Origin of the sequence: Mycolicibacter nonchromogenicus (genome assembly GCF_002101775.1) — a bacterium.
GTDB classification, from domain to species: Bacteria; Actinomycetota; Actinomycetes; order Mycobacteriales; family Mycobacteriaceae; genus Mycobacterium; species Mycobacterium nonchromogenicum.
The window spans coordinates 69,110-90,099 of record NZ_LQPI01000090.1 but is presented as its reverse complement, the minus strand read 5'-3'; the positions used below and the strand labels follow the sequence as shown (position 1 = coordinate 90,099).

13 protein-coding genes are annotated in these 20,990 nt (G+C 67.6%); 7 read left to right on the top strand and 6 right to left on the bottom strand.

Annotated elements, in window-relative coordinates; genetic code table 11:
• Positions 1-3,195: beta strand repeat-containing protein (locus AWC18_RS21755; RefSeq protein ID WP_085139956.1), on the top strand; the 3,195-nt coding region annotated here is incomplete at its 5' end.
• Between the two features lie 66 nt (positions 3,196-3,261).
• On the opposite strand, the gene AWC18_RS20760 is transcribed toward AWC18_RS21755, so the two are convergent.
• A complete protein-coding gene (locus AWC18_RS20760) occupies positions 3,262-3,663 on the bottom strand; it encodes a GtrA family protein (RefSeq protein WP_208858402.1) in 402 nt (133 codons plus the stop codon).
• Positions 3,664-4,048: 385 nt separating this feature from the next.
• Here AWC18_RS20760 and AWC18_RS22280 point away from each other — a divergent pair, with 385 nt between their 5' ends.
• Positions 4,049-6,397: a hypothetical protein gene (locus tag AWC18_RS22280; RefSeq protein ID WP_165758031.1), complete on the top strand. Its 2,349-nt coding sequence runs from the start codon at positions 4,049-4,051 to the stop codon at positions 6,395-6,397.
• Positions 6,398-6,652: 255 nt separating this feature from the next.
• The gene (locus tag AWC18_RS20745; protein ID WP_133055009.1) at positions 6,653-7,351 is read left to right on the top strand and encodes a hypothetical protein; all 699 of its coding nucleotides are present in this window, start codon (positions 6,653-6,655) and stop codon (positions 7,349-7,351) included.
• A gap of 13 nt (positions 7,352-7,364) precedes the next feature.
• On the opposite strand, the gene wzm is transcribed toward AWC18_RS20745, so the two are convergent.
• From wzm to AWC18_RS20720, 5 genes are all read right to left on the bottom strand, one after another.
• Positions 7,365-8,195: a galactan export ABC transporter permease subunit Wzm/RfbD gene (gene wzm, locus AWC18_RS20740; RefSeq protein ID WP_085139953.1), complete on the bottom strand. Its 831-nt coding sequence runs from the start codon at positions 8,193-8,195 to the stop codon at positions 7,365-7,367.
• Positions 8,192-9,103 (bottom strand): galactofuranosyltransferase GlfT1, encoded by a 912-nt coding sequence (gene glfT1, locus AWC18_RS20735; protein ID WP_085139952.1) that lies wholly within the window; start codon positions 9,101-9,103, stop codon positions 8,192-8,194. The genes wzm and glfT1 overlap by 4 nt, the downstream gene beginning before the upstream one ends.
• Entirely contained in the window at positions 9,100-9,909 is an 810-nt protein-coding gene (wzt, locus tag AWC18_RS20730; RefSeq protein WP_076050148.1) for a galactan export ABC transporter ATP-binding subunit Wzt/RfbE, read from the bottom strand. Before wzt ends, glfT1 begins: the two co-directional genes overlap by 4 nt.
• A 19-nt stretch (positions 9,910-9,928) precedes the next feature.
• Positions 9,929-10,405 carry a bacterial proteasome activator family protein gene (locus AWC18_RS20725; RefSeq protein WP_064998527.1) on the bottom strand — a complete coding sequence of 159 codons (477 nt, stop codon included), beginning with the start codon at positions 10,403-10,405 and terminating at the stop codon, positions 9,929-9,931.
• A gap of 74 nt (positions 10,406-10,479) precedes the next feature.
• Positions 10,480-12,516: a DUF6541 family protein gene (locus AWC18_RS20720; RefSeq protein ID WP_085139970.1), complete on the bottom strand. Its 2,037-nt coding sequence runs from the start codon at positions 12,514-12,516 to the stop codon at positions 10,480-10,482.
• A 124-nt stretch (positions 12,517-12,640) separates the two neighbouring features.
• On the opposite strand from AWC18_RS20720, the gene AWC18_RS20715 reads away from it, so the two are divergent.
• From AWC18_RS20715 to AWC18_RS20700, 4 genes are all read left to right on the top strand, one after another.
• Positions 12,641-13,837, top strand: coding sequence for a cysteine desulfurase-like protein (locus tag AWC18_RS20715; RefSeq protein WP_085139951.1), 1,197 nt, complete (start codon positions 12,641-12,643; stop codon positions 13,835-13,837).
• Positions 13,838-13,907: 70 nt separating this feature from the next.
• A complete protein-coding gene (locus AWC18_RS20710) occupies positions 13,908-15,779 on the top strand; it encodes a fatty acyl-AMP ligase (protein ID WP_234806617.1) in 1,872 nt (623 codons plus the stop codon).
• Between the two features lie 379 nt (positions 15,780-16,158).
• Positions 16,159-18,465, top strand: a complete 2,307-nt coding sequence (locus tag AWC18_RS20705; protein ID WP_234806616.1) for a hypothetical protein — start codon at positions 16,159-16,161, stop codon at positions 18,463-18,465.
• Positions 18,466-18,505: 40 nt separating this feature from the next.
• Positions 18,506-20,914, top strand: coding sequence for a hypothetical protein (locus AWC18_RS20700; RefSeq protein ID WP_085139950.1), 2,409 nt, complete (start codon positions 18,506-18,508; stop codon positions 20,912-20,914).
• Positions 20,915-20,990: the final 76 nt, after the last annotated feature.

Genomic DNA, 20,990 nt, shown 5'->3' with positions numbered 1-20,990 from the left:
AGGACCGACTTCGCCGGCGGCGCGGCCACGGTCACCGTCGACGCAAACAGCTCGATCGAGAACAGTTCGGTCACCGGCGGTAACGCCGGAACCGGTGGCGCGGGCGGCGACGCGGCCATTTCGGCGACCAACGGTGCCGCGGTCACCGGTAGCTCGGTCACCGGCGGCGCCGGCAGCGACACCTCGGAGGGTGGTGCAGCCTCGATCGTCGCGGACGGGACCGACACCACGGTCACCGACGTGACCGTCACTGGCGGCAACGCCGGTAGTGGCGGCGACGGTGGCAGTGCCACGGTGACGGCTACCGGGGGAAGCACCGTCATCGAAACCGAGGTCACGGGCGGCGACGGTGGTGCGGGCGGCGCCGGTGGGGCGGCTTCGGTGCTCGCCGACACCGGCAGCTGGATCGAAGCGAGTTCGGCGACCGGCGGCAACGCGTCGGACAGCGCTGCCGGTGGCGACGCATCGATCACCGCTGAGGACGGCAGCACGGTCACCAACAGCCACGTCTACGGCGGCGACGGTGGCGGCGGCGGCAACTTCGGCTTCGCCGGTTTCGGCATCTTCTCCGTCGGGGGCACGGACGGCGCCGGTGGCGCGGCCAGCATCATCGCCAGCAACGGCGGTGAGGTCGACAACGCGAACGCATACGGTGGCGCTGGCGGTGTCGGCACCAACGGCGGCACCGGCGGCGCGGGCGGGGTCGGTGAAGTGGTGGCCGACGGCGCGGGCAGCAAAGCGACCGGTGACGCCTACGGCGGCCGGGGCGGTGACGGTGACGGCGGCACCGGTGGCGCCGGTGGGCGTGGTGCTGTCGAGGCGCTTGGGGAGAACAGCTCTGCCAGTGGTAAGGGCTATGGCGGTGACGGTGGTGCCGGCATCGACGGCGGCAAGGGTGGCGCCGGTGCCGAGGGTTCCACCAATGCCACTGCGAATGGCACGGCGATCGGCGACAGCTACGGCGGCTACGGCGGTAACGCCGAAGGTTCCGGCAGTGTCGGCGGCGACGCTGGCGGCGGCTGGGTCCAGGCCGGTTACGGCTCACCGAATGGCGGTACGGCGACCGGTTCGGCCTATGGCGGTAACGGTGGCGCGGCCTTTGGCGGCGGCAAGGGCGGCGCCGGCGGCCTGGCCGTGATCTTGAGCAACGGCCTCGGCTCCGAAGCTTCCGGCCAGGCGTATGCCGGCAACGGTGGTGCTGGGATCAACGGCGGGACCGGTGGCGACGCCTCCTATGCCACCGGTCAGGTGGGCGCGACCGCCGACGGGGCCAAAGCCTCTGGTATCGCCAAGGGCGGTGATGCCGGTGACGGCATCGGCACCGGTAACACCGGTGGTGCCGGCAGGCACGGTTGGATTCTGGCCCAGGGTGTGAACAGCACAGCAACCGGCTCGACGGCTACGGCCGGTAAGGCCGGCGACGGGGTCAATGGCGTCAACGGGTCTGACGGAGGCGTGGCTTCGCTGCAGGCAAACGGTGTGGGCTCAACGATCCAAGACACGCATGTGGTAGGTGGTGACGGCGGGACGGGTGCTGCCGCTGGTGCTGTCTACGTGTCCGTGGCTGGCACCGGCAACGTCACCAACAGCACCTTCACCGGCGGTGACGCGGGGGCGGGCGCCCACGTCGGCGCGGGCGGCGGTGTCAACGTGGCCCTGACCGGCGACGGCAGCCTCACCGACGTGCACCTGACTGGTGGTGATGGTGGCAACGGCGGTGCCGACGGCACCAACGGTGGCGTGGGCGGTACCGGCGGCAACGGCGCGAGCGTGACCCTGAATGTCGGTGCCGGCTCGGCGTACCAAGAAGTCACCCTGATCGGCGGTAACGGTGGTGCCGGTGGTGCCGGTGGAGATGCCGCCAACGGCGGTGCCGGCGGCAACGGCGGGGCCGCCACCATCAGCGGTGGCATCACCTCGAAGGGCACGGTCACCGGCGGCAACGGCGGTGCCGGTGGTGATGGTGGCGCCGGCTTCGCCGGCGGCAAGGGCGGCAATGGTGGTGCGGCCAGCATCTCCACTGCCACCGGTGGCACCGTGGATGCCGACAGCTCCGCCACCGGCGGCAACGGTGGCAACGGCGGCGACGGCTCAGCGAGCGGTGCCGGCAGCAACGGCGGGGTGGGCGGCACTGCCACGGTGAGCGCCACCAATGGCGGTTCCATCCAGGACAGCCACGCGACGGGCGGCGACGCCAGCGCCACGGCCGCCGGTGGCAATGCGACGATCTCGGCCGACGGGGCCGACAGCATCATCGTCGGCAGCGGCGCGACCGGTGGCAATGCCGGTGTCGGTACCGACGGCGGCGTCGGCGGCGCCGGCGGTGCGGCCACCATCACCGCCCAAACCGGCGGCTCGGTGAGCGGCACCCTGGCTATTGCCGGGGTCGGCGGCGCCGGTGTCGGTGGTGCGGGCGGCAAGGGCGGCAACGTTGATGTCGAAACCACCGACTACGGCATCGTGCAGAACTCGTCGAGTATCGGCGGTGTCGGCGGCACCGGTGCGGACGGCGGCACAGGCGGCGCCGCCGCGCGGGGTTACCTCTGGGCGCTCAACTACGGCAAGGTGTATGAGGGCTCGGCGACCGGTGGCAACGGCGGTGACGCCCAGGGCGCCGGCAGTGTCGGCGGCGCCGGTGCGCTCGCCTACATCAGCGCGGGACGCAACTTCGGTGCCGGCGCCCCCGGATACGGACTGGCGGGGGGGACCGCGCAGGGCGGCCATGGCGGCAACGCGTACGGCGAGAACTCTCTGGGCGGTAACGGCAACCGGGCGGCCATCCAGGCCAGTGGCCTGTCGTCCATCGCGAACGGTACCGCTACCGGCGGTAACGGTGGTGACGGGTACGACGGCGGTAAGGGTGGCAACGGCTCCACTGCGGTAACCCAGATCGTCGGCCTCGGCAGCGAAGCGTTCGCGACCGGTAACACGGTGCAGGGCGGTAACGGTGGCACCGGTTACGACGGCGGTGCCGGCGGCGCCGGTGGCTACGCCAACATCGGTGTGCACAACGACAGCGCCCCGGGTGACGGTTCCTTCTACACCAACGGTCAGGCGACCGCGGGCAATGGCGGTAACGGCACCGGCGTCGGCAACATCGGTACCGGGGGCCAGTCCCTGGAGAAGTTCGCCGCCCCTGGCCAGGCCATCAACGGCCAGGTTTCCACTGGGACCAACGGCACCGACAAGCCGTAACGGCATTCGTCCCGACAACCCCGTGGCCCGGTCCTTCGACCGGGCCACGGGCGTTTGGGGCCGGACTCAGCGCGCCCGGAAGATCAGCGTCCGCTGCACCACGAAATTGATCACGGTCGCGGTGCCCTGGGCGGCCACGAAGGCCACCGGCAACGCCCACCGCTGGTAATCGAGCACTGCCAGGCAGACATGGTTGATGCCCACCTGCACGCCGAAAGTCAGTGCGTAGAGCACCATGACGGCGACAAAACGCCCGGCGTGGGCCGCCGACTGGAAGGTCCAGCGCCGGTTGATCAGGTATGCGGTGGTGGTGCCGGCGACGAAGCTGATCGCCTTGGCGATGTCGACCGGAACGCCCGCCCCCAGGTACAGCAGCAGGTAGAGCCCGAAATCAACGACCGCCGACAGTGCTCCGGTGACGAGAAAGCGCCACACCTGTGTCGACAGTGCCACGGGGTGGGGTGTCATCTCGGCCACCCGGGAATCCTAATCAGCGGCCCGCGGCGGCGTCTGTCGTGACTGTGGAGCAGCGCGGCGTCACCCAACAGCGGACTGACGGGCCATACCTCAGCTATCTCTACAGGAACATGCTAGGAAACCTATGCATAACACAGTTATCCGCTCAAGCTGAGCGTATCCAACCCGCGTGTTGTCCGTTTCTTACTCGGACAAATGTCCAACTAATTCGCTCATTCGGCGCATAGATCGACAGCTCACCGCCGTTTCAGCCGACGTCCAGCATCCCGCGTTCCAAATGGTTGCCTAGCTTCTCGTAGCTCTGTTACCTTAATTCGGCCTAAGCTATTTACGACCCTGTCAGCCGCCCAAGCTAAACCTCTCCTGAAGGGACACCATGTCGAACCGTTCTTCCGCCAAGAGCAAGACGCGTCGTCTCAGCCGTGCCGTCGGTACCACCAGTGCCGCGGGGGCTTTCCTTGCGTTCGGGTTGACCCCGGTCACGGCGGCGCCGGCCAGCGCTGACTTCGAGGACTTCTTCGAGGACCTGTTCAGCTGGTTTGAGCCGACGACGGTGGACTCCTCGTCCTATGACTGGAGCTCCCTCTTCGACGCCGGCGTGCCCGGCGCGGCAGAGATCACTCCGCTCGACGAGCTCAACGCGCTGATCGCCAACACCATCAACACGCTGATCTACCAGCCGATCTATGGCATCAACCAGTTCCTGATCAGCAGCGGCCTGCGTATCGACGGCATCTTCGACAACGGTGACGACGCGTTCGTCAGCTTCAACCAGAACGGCGACCTGGTCTACAACGCCGCCGAGAACGGTGGCTTCCTGTTCGGTGACGGCGGCACCGGCGCATTCCTCAACGCCGAGTACGAGGTACTGGGCGCCGATGGTGAAGTCCTGCTGGACGCCAACGAGAACGTCGTGACGCTGGCCGGCATCGAAAGCGGCACCTACCAGTTCGCCTCGACCGACTTCACCCTCGACGGCGCCAACGCCGGCCTGGTCGGCAACGGTGGTGACGGCGGCAGCTTCTTCGGCCTCGGCGGTGACGGCGGTAACGGTGGCTTCTTGCTGGGCAACGGCGGCGCCGGTGGCCAGGGCGGCATCGGCGACATCGGTCTGGATGGTTTCGCCGGTGGTGTCGGTGGCGACGGTGGCTTCTTCTTCGGCAACGGCGGTGCCGGCGGTGTCGGCGGTACCGGCGGTACCGGCGCTGCCGGCACTGAGAACCAGGCCGGCGGCGCAGCGGGTAACGGCGGCGCGGGCGGCAACGGTGGTGTGGCCGGGCTGTTCGGTAACTCCGGTGCCGGTGGCAACGGTGGTCAAGGCGGTACCGGAGGCGCGGGCGCCGCGGGTGCTGCGGGCACCTTCGAAAACGACGGCAACGGCAACGGTGGTAACGCCACGGCCGGTGGTGCCGCCGGTAACGGTGGCGTCGGCGGTAACGGTGGCGCCGGGGGCTTCTTCGGGGTGCACACCCCGGGTATCGCGGGCAACGGTGGCGCCGGTGGTGTCGGTGGCGCCGGTGGCAACGGTGGCGATGGCGCGACCGGCCTTGCCGGCACCTTCGACAACGATGGCGACGGTAACGGCGGTGGCGGCGGTGCCGGCGGCAACGGTGCTGTCGGCGGTCAGGGCGGCCTCGGCGGCGCGGCCGGCGTCGGCTCCGTCGACGGTGTGGCGGGTGTCGACGGCAACGGCGGTGCTGGAGGTAACGGCGGTCGCGGTGGCGACGGCGGGGCCGGCGCTGTCGGCTTGGCCAATGCAGTCGGTGGTAACGGTGGTGACGGTGGCGCCGGTGGTGCTGCTGCGGCCGGTGGTGCGGCCGGTGGTGCAACCGGTAATGCCGGTGCCGCGGGTGTCGACGGCGACGGTGGCAACGGCGGCGTCGGTGGAGACGGCTGGGCCGGCACGGCCGGCACGCCTGGCACGGAAGAAAGCGCTGACGGTGGCGACGGTGTCGCCGGTGGCGACGCGGGCAACGGTGGCGCCGGCGGTCAGGGCGGCGGCCAGGCCGGCAACGGCGGCAACGGCGGTGCCGGCGGCGTCGGTGGTGCCGGCGGCGCCGGCGGTGATGGCGCGACCAGTGTCGAGGGCATCGGCGGTCAGGGTGGCGACGGTGCGGCCGGTGGCCAGGGCGGTGTCGGCGGTGCGGCCGGTGCCGGCGCCGCCAACGGTGCTGCGGGTGCCGCAGGCGTCGACGGCAACGGCGGCGTTGGCGGTGCCGGTGGGGATGGCGGCGCCGGGGCGAGCGGTTTCGACGGTGACGAGTTCGAGCCCGACGGCGGGAACGGCGTTGCCGGTGGCAACGGTGGCAACGGTGGCGCCGGTGGCGAGGCCGGTGGTGCGACCGGTGTCGGTGGCGACGGTGGCGCCGGTGGTATCGGTGGCGCCGGCGGCAACGGCGGCAATGGCGCCGACGGACTGCCCTCGGAGGAGGGTGAGCCCGGTGGCGACGGTGGCCCCGGTGGTAGCGGTGCCGTGGGTGGTGCCGGTGGTGCCGGTGGCACGGCCGGTACCGGCGGGACCAACGGTGTCGACGGCGACGGTGGTGCCGGCGGCAACGGTGGCAACGGCGGCGACGGAGCTGACGGCATTGGTGCGCCGGGTGGTGTCGGAGGCACTGGCGGCACGGGTGCCAACGGTGGCGCCGCTGGTGGCGGCACCGGTAACCCGGGTGCGAACGGTGTCAACGGCCAGAACGGTCAAAACGGTCAGCAGATTCTGCCGTAGTAGTTCGGACAGCGTAAGAGAAACACCCCGCACATTTGTGCGGGGTGTTTCTTTTGCTTGGGCCTCACTGTGCGGGTGGGTGGTGGCCGCGTGCCGCGAAATCGCCGGGCGCGGAGAATATCTCGGCACCGATACCCAGGTGATCGATTGAACTGAGATGTCCTGTGCAGGGTCTCACCGGCTGCCGCAACGAATTCGCATCAGGCAGGCTACCGCGCACGAATATCGGCCTGCACTGCCATACAATTTGTCGTTATGTGGACAGCGTCGAGCGGATATCCCCCTGCCTTTCTCAGTGTTGCGACGGCAGGCATGGTCGCGCTCGCGGCCAGTGGCGTAGCGGCCCCGCCCGGCACTATTCCTGCAGTTCCCGCCCCGCCGGCGTCGGTTGTCGCCCCAGTCGACTTGACCGCGCTGGGTGGCGATTCCAGCCTGATGGACATCATCGGCACGTTGACCGGACTGAACTGGATCATCCCGATTCTGGACAACCCGGACTATCCGTGGTTCCCCTTCGTCATCTCTCTTGAGGCGATCGGCGAACTGTTTTTCGTCATCCCCGTGACTCTGGCGATCGGCGCGCCCCTAATTCTGATCACCGAAGGCTTCGAAGGCTTTCAGGACGCTTTCTCCGGCATCCTGGGCTCCGCCTTCGACGGCGTCAAATTCATGTTCGACGAGCTGGTGGACTGGTATTCGACCCGCAACTGGTTCACCGGGCAATTGCTCGATCCCGGCACCAGTGAGGCAATGCTGTCCGGGTGGGAAGACCTGTTCCAGTTGTTCACGACGGGTGACCTCGACAATGTGGTCGCACCGCTGGACATCGCGGACGTGGTCCCCCCGCTGGAATTCGACGAGGCGGTCACTGTGGAGCCTGTAGACCCCGGTCTGCCGCTGGACGGTCTCGACGCGGTGCTCACCTTCTTCGGCCTGGGCGACCTGATCGACTGACCCGCAGTACGGGCTACACCCAGTACGCCACTCGCGCCCGGTATTGGCGCAGCACCAGGGCGGCCACCGACCAGCCCACCACTGTCAGCACCAGCACCACCACCCAGTGCCGCAGCGGCTGATGCGCCCCCAGCAGCGGTAGCCGCACCAGGTCGAGGTAGTGCATCAGCGGGTTGAACTCCACCACCGACGTCCAGCGCGTCGCCCCCTGAGCGCGCAGGGTGTCGTAGTTCCAGATGATCGGCGTCATCAAGAACAGCAGCTGGACCACCGAGAACAACAGCGGTGCGATGTCTCGGTAGCGGGTGGCCAGGATCCCGAAGCACAACGACACCCACACACAGTTCAGCGCGATCAGGAGCAATGCCGGAATCACCGAAAGATCCGCCCACGACCAGGGTTTCGGAAAGATCAGCGCGATCGGCACATAGATGACGATGTTGTGCGCGAACAGGATCATCTGGCGCCACACCAACCGGTAGACATGCACACTCAACGGTGTCGGCAACTGCTTGATCAGCCCCTCGTTGGCGACGAACACGTCGGCGCCCTCCAGGATGGCGGCGTTGAGCAGGTTCCACACGATCAGCCCCAGCGTCACGTAGGGCAGGTGCACCGCCAGGTCGAGGTGGAACAGCTTGGAGTACAGACCGCCCATCGCCACCGCGGTGGTGGCGGTGCCGATGGTGATCCAGAACGGGCCCAGCACGCTGCGCCGGTACCGCTGCTTGATGTCCTGCCAGCCCAGATGCAGCCACAACTCGTGGCGACGGAATCCGTCCACCAGATCGGCACGTGCCCGCGCGAACGACTTGGACTGCGCGGCAACGTCATCGAAACTCACTGCTGCCCCTCCGGTTTGGCGAACTGTTCTCGGCGGCCCTGCCGGCGAAGTCGGGCCCACTGCACCAGGCCGGCCGGGTCGCGGCGTGACACCAGGAAGAACCAGCCGAACCGCAGCCACTCCTGGACCAGCAACCGCCGCATCCCGGGCTGCGCCATCAGATAGCCGCGGTTGCGGTAGGTGTAGAAACGTTTGGCGGCGCTGTCCGGATACTGGGCGTGCATCCGTCCGCCCAGGATCGGCTTGAACTCCGACGATCCGCACGGGTGCAGGTAGGCCGCATTCAGGCATGTCCCGAACGCCAACCCCGACCGCGCCAGCCGGCGGTGTACCTCGACCTCATCGCCGCGCATAAACAACCGCAGGTCGGGCACGCCGACCACATCCAGGGCATCCGCGGTGAACAGGGCCCCGTTGAACAGTGAGGCGATCCCCGGCAGCAGGCCCTCATCCGATGCGCCGGTGCGCAGTTCGCTGACCTCGCGCCGCCACACCAGGCCGCGCCGCAGCGGGAAGGCCAGCCGCGAGGGGTCGTCGATATTGCACACCATGGGAGACACCTCGGCCAGGTGGTGTTTGGCCGCGCAGTCCAGCAGGGCTGCCAGCACGCCGTCGTCGGCGGGACGGCCGTCGTCGTCGGCCAGCCACACCCAGTCCGCGCCGGCGGCCAGGGCGTGCAGAATGCCCAGCGCGAAACCACCTGCGCCACCCAGGTTTCGCCGAGATCCCAGGTAGGTCGACGGCACCGGTTGCCCGGCCACCAGGTCGGCCACCGCGGTGTCGTTGTCGTTGTCGACCACGATCACGTGGTCGGGTGTGCGGGTCTGGCTCGTCAGCGCCGCCAGCGACTCGGCCAGTTGCCGCGGCCGCCGGTGGGTGACCACGACGGCGTAGACGGTTTCGCTCACGCCGTGTCCCTGGCCTGCGTCTCGGCGAGCACCTCACGCACGTGCCGGGCCGCATCGGGGCCTTCGTAGGCGCCGACCACTTCCTCGATCCCGCCGGTCATCCGGATGGTGCCGTGGTCGATCCACATCGCGGTCTTGCACAGCCGGGCCAGGAATTCGTTGGAATGGCTGGCGAACACCAGGATTCCGGACCGCTCCACCAGCTTCTGCAGACGGGTCTGGGCCTTCTTCAAGAACTCGGCGTCCACTGCGCCGATGCCCTCGTCGAGCAGCAGAATCTCCGGGTCGATGCTGGTGACCACGCCCATCGCCAGCCGCACCCGCATGCCGGTGGAGTAGGTGCGCAGCGGCATCGCCAGATAGTCGCCCAGCTCGGTGAACTCGGCGATCTCGTCGACCTTGGCGGCCATCTGCTTACGGGTCTGGCCGAGGAACAGGCCGCGGATGATGATGTTCTCGTAGCCGGAGATCTCCGGGTCCATGCCCACGCCCAGATCGAAGACCGGCGCCACCCGGCCGACCACCGACGCCGATCCGCGCGTCGGCTCGTAGATGCCCGAAAGCAGCCGCAGCAGCGTGGATTTGCCCGCGCCGTTGTGCCCCACCAGGCCCACCCGGTCGCCCAGGGACAACGACATGGTGATGTCGCGCAGCGCTTCGACCACCACCACGTTGGAGTTGTTGCGCCCGATCGCCCCGCCTGCTTTGCCGAGGAACGCCTTCTTCAGTGATCGTGATTTGGCGTCGAAGATGGGGAACTCGACCCAGGCGTCGCGGGTCTCGATACGAGGTTCGTTGTCAGACACGGAGATTCCGCTTGCAGGCTTACAGGTACTGGCCGGAGCCGGTGTGGCCCTGGGAGTGTCCGCCACCGACGGCGCCGGGGGGCAGGGCGCCGTGGCGCATCTGCTCCAGCTGCGCGCGGGCGGCCATCTGCTGGGCGAACAGCGCGGTCTGGATGCCGTGGAACAGGCCCTCCAACCAGCCCACCAGCTGGGCTTGGGCGATACGCAGCTCGGCGTCTGAGGGCGTGGCGTCCTCGCGCAGCGGCAGGGTCAGCCGGTCCAGCTCCTCGCGCAGCTCCGGAGCCAAGCCGTCTTCGAGCTCACGAATGCTCGCGGAGTGGATCTCGCGCAGTCGTGCCCGGCTCGCGTCGTCGAGCGGTGCGGCCCGCACCTCCTCGAGCAGCTGCTTGATCATGGTGCCGATCCGCATCACTTTGGCGGGCTGTTCGATCAGGTCGGTCAGCGACGCCTCGTCATCATCGGCGTCGGGGGAGCTGTCGGAGCCGGCCGTCAGCATTCGCGGGTCGGCGCCGCTGATGATCTCGACGCCGTCTGCGCCGTCCACGTCGTCTGCGCTGTTGCCGCTGGTGCTCACCGCGCTCTGTCTCCTTGCCATTCGTAGATGCTGGCCCCGCCATTGTCGTAGACCTTGGTCCACGACCGCGATTTCTCCAGTGACACTAGCCCGTCGGGAAGCGTGAACCCGCGGACTGTCGGGGTGCTGATAAGCACGTAGCGGATGTTGAGGTCGCGCACGGCGACCGCAACCCGCGGATCGGTGTCGGCGTCGTCGGCGTATGCCCAGAAGATGAACCGCTCCGGGCCGGGACCCTGCTGCTGAGGATAGTCGTAGTGCGTCCACAGCGGGTGCAGGCCGGCGACCGCATACATCCAGGCACTGCCGTCGACGTTGGCGTTGCCTATCACGGTGTCGCGGGCGCCGGGCAGGTCGGCCAGGAACGCATACGCCTGTAGGTCGCGGGAGTCGACCATCACCGAGTCGTACTTGTCGCCGAACAGGAACGCGTGGCGCGGCAGGTAGTGCCAGGCCAGCCCGACCGTCGCCGCCACCAGCAGCACCGCCCCCAACGGCGAGCAGTCGCGAAAGCCCCCTGTAACGGCCTTACGTGGGGGCTTTCGCGTCTGCTCGCCGGGGAAACCGCCGGGGAAACCGCCGGGGAAACGGGCGAGGAAACCGCCGGGGAAACCGGCCAGGAAACAGACCAGCCCCGCCAGGCCCACGCCGGCCATCGGGACCAACAGCAGCGTCATCGCCGCCATGATGCGGCGGGGGTCGCTGTAGAACAGGTCGGTGAAGGTGCCCGCCGCCGCGCCCAGCCGGCCGCCGAGCGGAGCCGAGGCCTGCACCACGCCCACCACCAGCACGGCCCACAATGCCAACGGCCACCACACCTTGCGGGCCACCAGAATCGCCGCCCCGGTCGCGGCCAGCGCCACCAGCGCGTATTGGATCGGAAAATCGTTGAGGTGGCGAGTGTGCATCAGCAGCGCATCACGCAACGCCGACATGCGGCCCTCGTGGGTCACGAACGCGTGTCCGGCGATGATCGCGGCCTGTTCGCGCACACTCAGCAGTTGCGGCAACAACAGCAGACCGGTCGGGACCAGCACCGCGGCCAGCGCCAGGGTGTCACGCCGTTTGCCGCGCAGCGGATTCCACAGCGCTCCGTCGCCGGGGCACAGCCACCAGGCCGCCACCAGCAAGACCGTGACCATGCCCCCCGTCAGGTGCACCGAGAACACCCCGAGCAGTGCCAGCACGGCCACCACAATGCGGTCTCGCAGGGTGCGGACCGCGGTGATCAGCGCGAACGCCGGCGCCACCAGCCCGTAGGCCACCAGGTTGGGCATAGCGGCGGTGCCGAACTCGACGTAGGGCAGGGCGGTGAACGACGCCGCGAGCGCGGCGGCGGTGGCCGCCGACACCGCGGTCACGGCGGTGCTGCTCACCCGCTGCAGCAGATTCCAGGTGAGCAGCGCGGCGCTGACCGGAAACAGCCAGATGGAGGCCGCCAGGCTCGACAGGGTGTAGGCGGTGGTGGGTGCGGCGCCGGTCAATTGGCACAGCACCGCGGTCAGCGCATGGAATGCCGACGGGTAATACAGCGGCGCGTGGGTTTCGACGTTGCGCAACTCGCCCATGTGGGTGGGTGAGGCCTGGCCGGTGTCGAGGATGAAGCGGACGGTGTTGGCGTGCCACACCGCGTCCCAGGTGCTGGGAATACTCTGCCAGTCTTCGATCCCCCGGACCGCGGCCCAGCCGATCAGCACAATGCCCAGCAGCGCTCCGGCGGCCACCGTGAGTATCGGCCACCGGGCCGGCGAGGGAGCCCTGACATGGAGGCCGGGACGGCGTTTCAGCAAAGAGCGCAGGCCCCTCGTCAGGCCGGCGGTCACCGCGCCGATCACCAGCAGCGCGGCCAGGGCGGTGGCAGCGTTCCAGGGCAGGCCGAGCGCGCCGAAAGGGACAATGGCCAGGCCCACCACGCCGTAGGTCAGCGCCGGTCCGATCGCCACGGCCATCGGCCACTTCAGTCCGGAGCCGGCCGCCACAAGTGCGCCTGGAACTACCAGCAGCAAAAGCGCCGTGACCAGTCCGAAGACCATTCCGAAGCCCAGTTGCACTGCACTAGTATGGCTGCCAAGGTGACCCGGCTTCGTCGTGCGTGGGAGCTATCTCGTAGTCCGAGACGTTCACCGGTCGATCTTGAGAAGTTCTAAGGTGGCTGGCATGGCCTATGACGTCGCTCGGGTGCGTGGACTGCACCCGACACTCGGTGACGGATGGGTTCATTTCGATTCGCCGTCGGGCATGTTGATTCCGGACTCGGTGGCCACCACCGTGTCGACGGCGTTCCGGGGGTCGCTGGCTAAGGCGACCGGCCCGCACCCGGCGGCCCGCCGCAGTGCCGCGGTCCTGGTGGCGGCGCGCCAGGCGGTGGCAGACCTGCTGGGCGCCGATCCGTCTGCGGTGGTCTTGGGCCCGGATCGTGCCGTGTTGTTGAGCGCCCTGGCCGACGCCGCGTCGTCGCGGGTGAGTCTGGGCTACGAGACGGTGGTCACCCGCCTCGACGACGAGGCCAATATCGCCCCCTGGGTGCGGGCGGCCAACCGCTACGGCGCCAAGCTCAAATGGGCCGAGGTCGACATCGAGACCGGGGAGCTGCCGAGCTGGCAGTGGGAGAACCTGATCACCCAGTCCACCCGGCTGGTGGCACTCACCTCGGGGTCGGGCGTGGTGGGCACCGTCACCGACCTGCGGCCGGTCACCAAGCTGATCCACGAGGTGGGCGGCGTGGCCGTCGTCGATCACTCCGCTGCCGCGCCGTATCAACTGCTCGACATCCATGAGGTCGAGGCGGACGTGGTGGCGGTCAACGCAGCCTCGTGGGGCGGACCGCCGGTGGGCGCGTTGGTCTTTCGCGATCCGGCGCTGATCGACACATTCGGGTCGGTGTCTTTGAATCCGAACGCCGTGGGTCCGGCCCGCCTGGAGGTGGGGCTGCACCAGTTCGGTCTGCTGGCCGGGCTGGTGGCCAGTGTCGAGTATCTGGCCTCACTGGACGAATCCGCGCGGGGCACGCGGCGTGAGCGGCTGGCGGTCTCGATGCGCTCGGCCGCGGGGTATCTGACCCGGCTGTTCGAGTACCTGCTGAACTCGCTGCGGTCGCTGCCGCTGGTGACGCTGATCGGCGAGCCCGAGGTACGCATCCCCGTGGTCAGCTTCGTGGTGAGCAACGTGCCGGCCGAGCGGGTGGTGCAACGGTTGGCCGACAACGGGGTGCTGGCGATCGCCGACGCCGGATCCCGGGTGTTGGACGCGATCGGGGTCAACGACATCGGGGGAGCGGTCACCATCGGATTGAGCCACTACTCGACCATGGCCGAGGTCGACCAGTTGGTCCGGGCGCTGGCCTCACTGGGTTAGCCCCGCCGAATTGCCCGGACCGCTACGCTGTGGGCCGTTACCGCGAAGAACCCTGAAGGTAGATCAGAAGATGTCAGAACTGACGACCTCGCTGGCCCCGCTGGCGCTGGACAACCTCATTGACCTGCTGCAGGAGCAGGCAGCGCGTTTTGGGGACACGACCGCGTTCATCTTCTGCCCCGAAGGGGATGTCGAAGAGGCCCGGATCAGCTACCGCGAACTGGACCAGCGTGCCCGTTCGATCGCGACGACCCTGCTGCGCGAGGGCGCCGCCGGCGAGCGCGTCCTGGTGCTGTGCCGCCCCGGTGTGGACAGCATCGCCGGTCTGTTCGGCTGTTTTTACGCCGGCGCTGTCGCGGTCCCGGTCGACGAGCATTGGCCCATCCGGCGGATCGAGACCGTGGTCCCCGAGGCGGATGCCCGCTTCGCGCTCGCGACGGTCAAGACGCAGGACAAGATGAAGTCCGCGGTGGACGGCCTGAGCAATGGGCCGAAGCTGCGCTGGCTGACCATGGACGAGGTCTCCGACGACGGATCGGCCTGGGAACGGCCGAACGTCGCTGCGGACAGCCTGGCCATGATCCAGTACACGTCGGGGTCGACCGGGGTGCCCAAGGGTTGCGTGCTGACCCACCGGAACTATCTGAGCAACCTCGAGATCATGCGCTGGGCTCTCAATCCCGCCGACGACGCACCGGTGATGAACAGCCCGATCAGTGGGGTGTCCTGGCTGCCCCAGTACCACGACATGGGATTCGTCGGGGGCATCCTCGGCACCATCTACGGCGGCCGCAGCACGGTGCTGATGGCGCCGAGCGCCTTCCTGATGCGCCCGATCCGCTGGATGCAGGCCATATCGCGCTACCAGGCGACGATCACCGCCGGGCCCAACTTCGCCTACGAGGCCTGCGTCAAACGCAGCACCCCGGCCCAGCGCGCCGAACTCGACCTGTCGAGCCTGTCGATCGCTGTGCTCGGCGCCGGTCCCATCAGCGCCGAGACGCTGCAGTCCTTCACCGAGGCGTTCGGTCCCTCCGGCTTCCGGCCCGAGGCGTTCATTCCCGCCTACGGTCTGGCCGAGGCCACCCTGGGCGTGACCGGCATGTCCGCGACGGCACTGCCGGTGGTCAGGCACTTCGACCGCAGCGCGCTCAGCGAGGAACGGGTCGTCGAGGTGGACGCCGACGCCACCGGGGCGGTGCCGCTGGTGGGCTGCGGCGCCAAGGCGGAGACGCAGGAGACCCTGATCGTCGATCCCGAGACGCGGCTGGCGCGCGGCCCCGAGGAGGTCGGCGAGATCTGGGTGTCCGGACCGAGTGTCGGCGTGGGCTACTGGAACCGTCCCGAAGAGACCGAGCTCGCTTTCAACGCGCGCCTGGCCGACACCGGCCAAGGCCCCTACCTGCGCAGTGGGGACCTGGGGTTCTTTCGCGGGGGCGAGCTCTTCGTCACCGGTCGATGTAAGGACCTGATGACGATCGGCGGCTACAGCCACTACCCCAACGACATCGAGCTGACCGTGCAGGCGTGCCACGAGGCGCTGCTGCCCAGCCGTGGTGCGGTGTTCCTGGTGCCGACGCCGCGCTACGCCCCCGAGTACATGGTGGTGGTGCAGGAGGTGCACCACCACAGCGCGGTCGGGGTCGACCTCGATGAGCTGATCGCGAAGATCCGATCGGAGATCGCCACCCACCACGGGATCGAGGCGAAGGCGGTCGTGCTGCTGAAGCCGATGCGGATACCGACCACCACCAGCGGCAAGATTCAGCGCAGCGCCTGTCGCGACCAGTACGTCGCCGGCGAACTGGTGGCGATGGCCTCGTATGCCGAGCCGGTGCCCAAGGACGAGACCCCGCCGGCCCAGAAGGCGTTGCTCGCCGGTCTGGGACGGCTGGTCGCGAACGCGATGGGCCAGCGGCGCGAGCCCCCCGGCCCCGGCTGACGGATTTTCGGTCTTTCGCTCACCGTGACCGCAGGGGGATAGCCCCGGTCCTGGTCAGAAGCTGAAGATGCTGGTCCGGGGTTAACCGGACTCTTACCTGAGCGAGTTCATCAGGTTGGATTCGCACATTTTCCGGCCAACCTTAGCGGCCGCGAAGTCCCTGAAACGGCTGTTAGCCAAGCCACAGGACCTGCCCCTGGCTCCGGTGCGCAACCTTCCAAGCTGGGCAAACAGTATTCCGCGACTCCGGAAATGTATCGTAGTACGTGCAATCGCCCAGGGTTTGGACGAAGTTTTTCCTTATAAAAATTCCGGTTCGACAAACCGCTAAACTCATGTAAGTTTAAGCAACGTCCGTAGTCAGTGTCCGTAGGAGAGCATGATGCAGCTGGCGCTTCGCCCGTACGTCACCCCCGGTGTAGCCATCGCGGGTGCCGCGTTGATCGCGGTTAACGGGGCCGTTCCCGCGGCGGTGCTGCGGCCCCAAGCTGAGCCGCTTCAGGTTCTTCAGCAGATCGAACACCACCAGGTACAGCTCACCGCAGACTTCCTGGGGCCCTGGGCCGACCTGTTCAGCAACACCGCCACCAACCTGGTGGCGATGGGTGTCGACAACGGCTGGGGAAACCTGCTTCAGCAGATCTTCAGCGACCCGGGCTCGCTGTCGCGGCTGCCGGAGGTCTTCGAGTTCCTGTTCTCGATCATGCCCTCGATCAGCGGTGAGGACCCGATCGAGGTCCTGCTCTCCCCGTTCCTCACCCTGGGCATGGGCTTGATCGGCCCGCTGGTGACGGTCAACGACGCCTGGCAGGACATCCTCAACCAGATTTTTAATCCCAGCGACCCGCTGGACCCGTTCGCGGCCATCTTCACGGCGGTTCCGCGCCTGCTCGACGCGTGGCTGAACGGCACCAGCACCATCGACATCGCCGGCAGCCCCGTGCTGGCGTTCCAGGGTCTCTTGGTCCCCGGCGCGAACCTGATCATCGACCAGACCACGACCGAGCTGGCCGACAACCTCGGCATCGGTGACCAGACCATCGCCAGCCTGCTCGACCAGACCGGGATCGGCACCCTGGTGGTGTCGGACATGCTGACCGGCCTGCTGGACAGCGTGGGCCTGGGTGACCAGACCCCGGTCGACCTGATCGACGCGATCGGCCTCGGCGACCTGCAGGTCGCCAGCGTGCTGAGCACCGTGTTCGACGCGGTGGGCATCGGCAACCCCACCATCGCCGACATCATGGACCAGCTGGGAATCGGCGACGTCGAGGTCGCCGACATCGCGATCGACTTCACCAGGGCGCTGGGCTTCGACAACCCGACCGTGGTGGACATCGCCGACGACATCGGTGTGGGCGAACTCAAGCTGGCCGACCTGGGTCTGGACGTGCTGGAGGCCCTGGGCATCGGCGACCCGACCGTCAACGAGCTGCTCGCCACCCTGGGCGCCGACAGCTTGACGCTGAACGGCCTGCTGCAGACCGCGGTCGATGCGCTGGGTATCGGCGGCTCCACGCCGGCCACCCTGCTCGACGCGATGGGGATCGGCCAGGAGTCCACCCACGAGTTCGTCTCTTCGCTGCTCAGCGGGCTGGGCCTGGGCGACCAGACGATGATGGATCTGCTCACGCAGGCTGGAATCGCCGACACGGACATGGCCGGGCTGATCACCACCATCCTCGGCCCGTCGGGTCAGACCACGCTGGGCGAGGTCATGGGATACGCGGGCTTCGACTCGGTCACGGTCAAGAACGTCACCGACTTGTTGGGCATCACCAACTTGTCGGTGGGCCAGATCTTCGGCAACCTGTCCTACCTCACCGGCAACCTGACCATCAACGACATGCTGGTCGCCACCGGCATGACCCCGCTGGACAAGGGTGGTGACGACCTGCTGTCCGGCGCGCTGACCAGCACGACCGTCGCCAGCATCTTGGGCGACCAGCTGAATGACCCGCTGGTCTCGATGCTCGGGCCGATGGCCGACATGACGATGGCCGACCTGATCAGCCAGAACTTCTCGATGACCCTGGGTCAGATGCTCGCCCAGTCGGGCATGGCCGACCAGACCCTGACCGAGCTGGTGCTGGCCGGTATGCCCGACGAGCCCCTCTCGAACCTGCTGGGGCCGCTGGGCAGCACCACCTTCTCGGACCTGATCAACCAGATGGTGCCCGCCGACGAGACCATCGCCGACCTGCTCAGCCAGTCCGGTATCGGCGACCAGACCTTGGGCGAACTGCTCATCGGCGCCTTCGGCGACCAGACGGTGGCCAACGCGCTCGACGACGCCGGGCTTGGCAGTCTGGGACTCGACGACATAATCCGGCAGGCGCTGGGGCCGCAGACCGTCAACGAGATGCTCAACGACTTCGGTATCGGCGGGCAGTCGCTCAGCGATCTGTTCGACCAGTTCTTCGGCACGTCGACCATCAACGATTGGTTGATCGACCTGGGCCTGGGTGACCAGACCCTGAACGAGCTGGTCGACGAGCTCTTCGGTGCGGCCACCGTCAGTTCGCTGCTCGGCGACTTCGGCCAGCAGACCGTCGACGAGCTCTTGGTGTCCCTGGGCCTCCAGGACCTCACCCTCATCAATGCTCAGATCGGCGAGTTCTGGGGCTCGATCTCCTACTGGCTCGACGGATTGGGTGACCAGATCACGGCGGTGCTCAGTGGTTAAGCGACAGAAATACTTCGGAACTTCAGTCCGGGAGGGCGTCATGCAGCAAACACTTCGTCCATACGTCACCACCGGCTTGGCCGTGGCTGGGGTGGGTCTGGTCGCGGTTCCCCCTATGGCGTCGAACCTGCCGCAGCTGCAGCAGCAGGTCGTCGCCGCGCAGCGGGCCGTCGCGCTGACCGCCGACGGCGACTTCTTCTCACCGTGGACCGACCTGATCGAGCACACGGTCACCAACCTGCAGGCGCTGAACCAGAACTCGGTCGACATGTGGGGCCTGTTGGTCCACATCCTGACCAACCCGGACCAGGCGATCGCCGGCATCCCGGATGTCATCAACATCTTCACCAACCCGCTGCCCGCCGTGAACGTCCAGGCGTTCCCGTTCCCGGTCAGCGTCGACCTGGAACTGCCGGTCTGGCTCAACTCGATTCTGACCGGGTTGGGCCCGTGGTTTGCGATGGGCAATGCGTTCCAGCAGTTGCTTACCGAGATCTTTGACTTCAGCGACCCGTTCGGTGCGCTGTCGGCTCTGATCGGAGCGCCGGCTACCCTGCTCGACGCCTTCTTGAACGGCACCGCCGGCGTCACCGTCATCGGTGACCTGAGCATCCCGCTGTTCAACGGCCTGCTCACCCCGGCTCAGCCTGGAATCGACCTCAACATCGGCGATGTCGTCGACCTCTCGGGCTTCGGCGACACCACGATCACCGAACTGCTCTCCCAGGCCGGCATCGGCGACACGCCGTTGGACGAGCTGATCATCGGACTCCTCGACGGCCTCGGTATCGGCCACATGACGCCGGTGGACCTGCTCAACGACTTCGGGATCGGTGAGCAGCCGCTGTCGGAGCTGCTGATCGGCCTGTTCAACGAGGCCGGCATCGGCAACCCGACCATCGCGGAGCTGCTTGAGCAGCTCGGCGGCATCGGCCCGGACGACTCGGTCGCCGACCTGCTGATCGCGATTCTGAACTCGCCCGAAGTCGGGATCGGCAACCCCACGCTGTCCGAGTTGGTCCTGGACCTGGTGGGCGGCGACAACCAGACCGTGGGCGGACTGATCAAGGACCTGCTCGGCGCTCAGGGCGACGAGTCCCTGTCCAGCTTGGTCGACCCGACCTGGACTGTGGGCGGCCTGATCAAGGATTCGTTCCCCGACGAGCCGCTGACGGACTTCTTCGCGGCATTGGGTCTCGGCGAGATCACCATCGGCGACCTTCCCGCAATGCTGGGCGACTACGGCAATCAAACGCTGATCGATCTGCTCAACGACGGCTTCCTGCCGGGCGTGACAGCCGACACCGGGCTGATGGAAATGATGGTCGACATGTTCCCGCCCGGCGCCACCCTGGACGACCTGATGGGTGAGTTCGGCCAGGCGACCATCATGGACCTGCTGGAGATGATGCCGGTCGGCGAGAACACCATGGGCTACCCGCCCGACACTCCGGTCACCGACGTCGTACTGGTCGACCTGCTCTACACGTTGCCCGGCCAGGGCGGCTACCCCAGCCTTGCGGAGACGCCGCTGGGCATTCTGGCCCCCGACATGGCATCGCTGCTGGAGAAGGCCGGCAACCCGACCCTGGGTGCGGTGTTGGGTCCCAACACCGTCGGCGAAGTCGTGACGAACATGAACATGGCCGACATCACCGTCACCCAGGCGCTTGGCGCCATGGGCATCGGTACCACGCCGATCGAGTACTTCCTCGAGGGCCTGGGTGACCTGAGCGGCAACGTGACCGTCGGGGAATTCCTGACGGCCTGGGGCTTCGACCCGACCTTGACTGAACTGCTGGACGGCGCCATCGAGGGAATGGGCCTGACCGACACCACCCTGCTGCAGCTGTTCGAGTCGTGGGGCATGGGCAGCGTCGGTCTGTACAACCTGATCGACAGCCTCGGCTTGGACGACATCAACATCCAGGCGACCCTGAACAACCTCGGGTTCAACAACATCTCCCTGGACATGGTGATCGACCGGTTGGGTCTGAGCAGCATCTCGATCGCCGGCATCCTCGAAGACTTGGGCTTCGACACCAGGACCCTCGACGACTTCCTCGAGAGTCTGCTGGGCGGGTGGTCGATCAGCAGCATCCTGAACGGATTGGGTCTCGACGAGGTCTACCTCGACGACTTCATCACCGACCTGATGACCAGCGTGCTGGGCGACCCGACCCTGGGCACGCTTCTCGGCTGGCTGGGCCTGGACACCTACGATCTGGACACCATCGTGGGCAACCTCGGCCTCGACGGCGTGACGATCAACGGACTGCTCACCGACCTCGGCCTGGGCAGCCTCGACATCAACGGCATCATCGACGGCTTGGGCCTGTCCGACCTGGGTCTGCTCAACGCATTCGACGGCGACTTCTTCGGGTTCTTCCCGCAGTGGTTGAACGATATTCCGCAGCAGATCGCCGAAGCGTTGGGCTACTACGGCTGAGCCCGGTAGGCGATACCGAACTTCCAGAACCGACTGACAGACAGAGTTAGAACGACTGTGGGCCACACAGATAGGA

What these genes read in the sequence shown, in the direction of transcription:
- AWC18_RS20760 (WP_208858402.1), bottom strand. Translation starts at nt 3,663, where the DNA reads ATGACACCCCACCCCGTGGCACTGTCGACACAGGTGTGGCGCTTTCTC.
- AWC18_RS22280 (WP_165758031.1), top strand. Translation starts at nt 4,049, where the DNA reads ATGTCGAACCGTTCTTCCGCCAAGAGCAAGACGCGTCGTCTCAGCCGT.
- AWC18_RS20745 (WP_133055009.1), top strand. Translation starts at nt 6,653, where the DNA reads ATGTGGACAGCGTCGAGCGGATATCCCCCTGCCTTTCTCAGTGTTGCG.
- AWC18_RS20725 (WP_064998527.1), bottom strand. Translation starts at nt 10,405, where the DNA reads ATGCTGACGGCCGGCTCCGACAGCTCCCCCGACGCCGATGATGACGAG.
- AWC18_RS20720 (WP_085139970.1), bottom strand. Translation starts at nt 12,516, where the DNA reads ATGGTCTTCGGACTGGTCACGGCGCTTTTGCTGCTGGTAGTTCCAGGC.
- AWC18_RS20715 (WP_085139951.1), top strand. Translation starts at nt 12,641, where the DNA reads ATGGCCTATGACGTCGCTCGGGTGCGTGGACTGCACCCGACACTCGGT.
- AWC18_RS20710 (WP_234806617.1), top strand. Translation starts at nt 13,908, where the DNA reads ATGTCAGAACTGACGACCTCGCTGGCCCCGCTGGCGCTGGACAACCTC.
- AWC18_RS20705 (WP_234806616.1), top strand. Translation starts at nt 16,159, where the DNA reads ATGATGCAGCTGGCGCTTCGCCCGTACGTCACCCCCGGTGTAGCCATC.
- AWC18_RS20700 (WP_085139950.1), top strand. Translation starts at nt 18,506, where the DNA reads ATGCAGCAAACACTTCGTCCATACGTCACCACCGGCTTGGCCGTGGCT.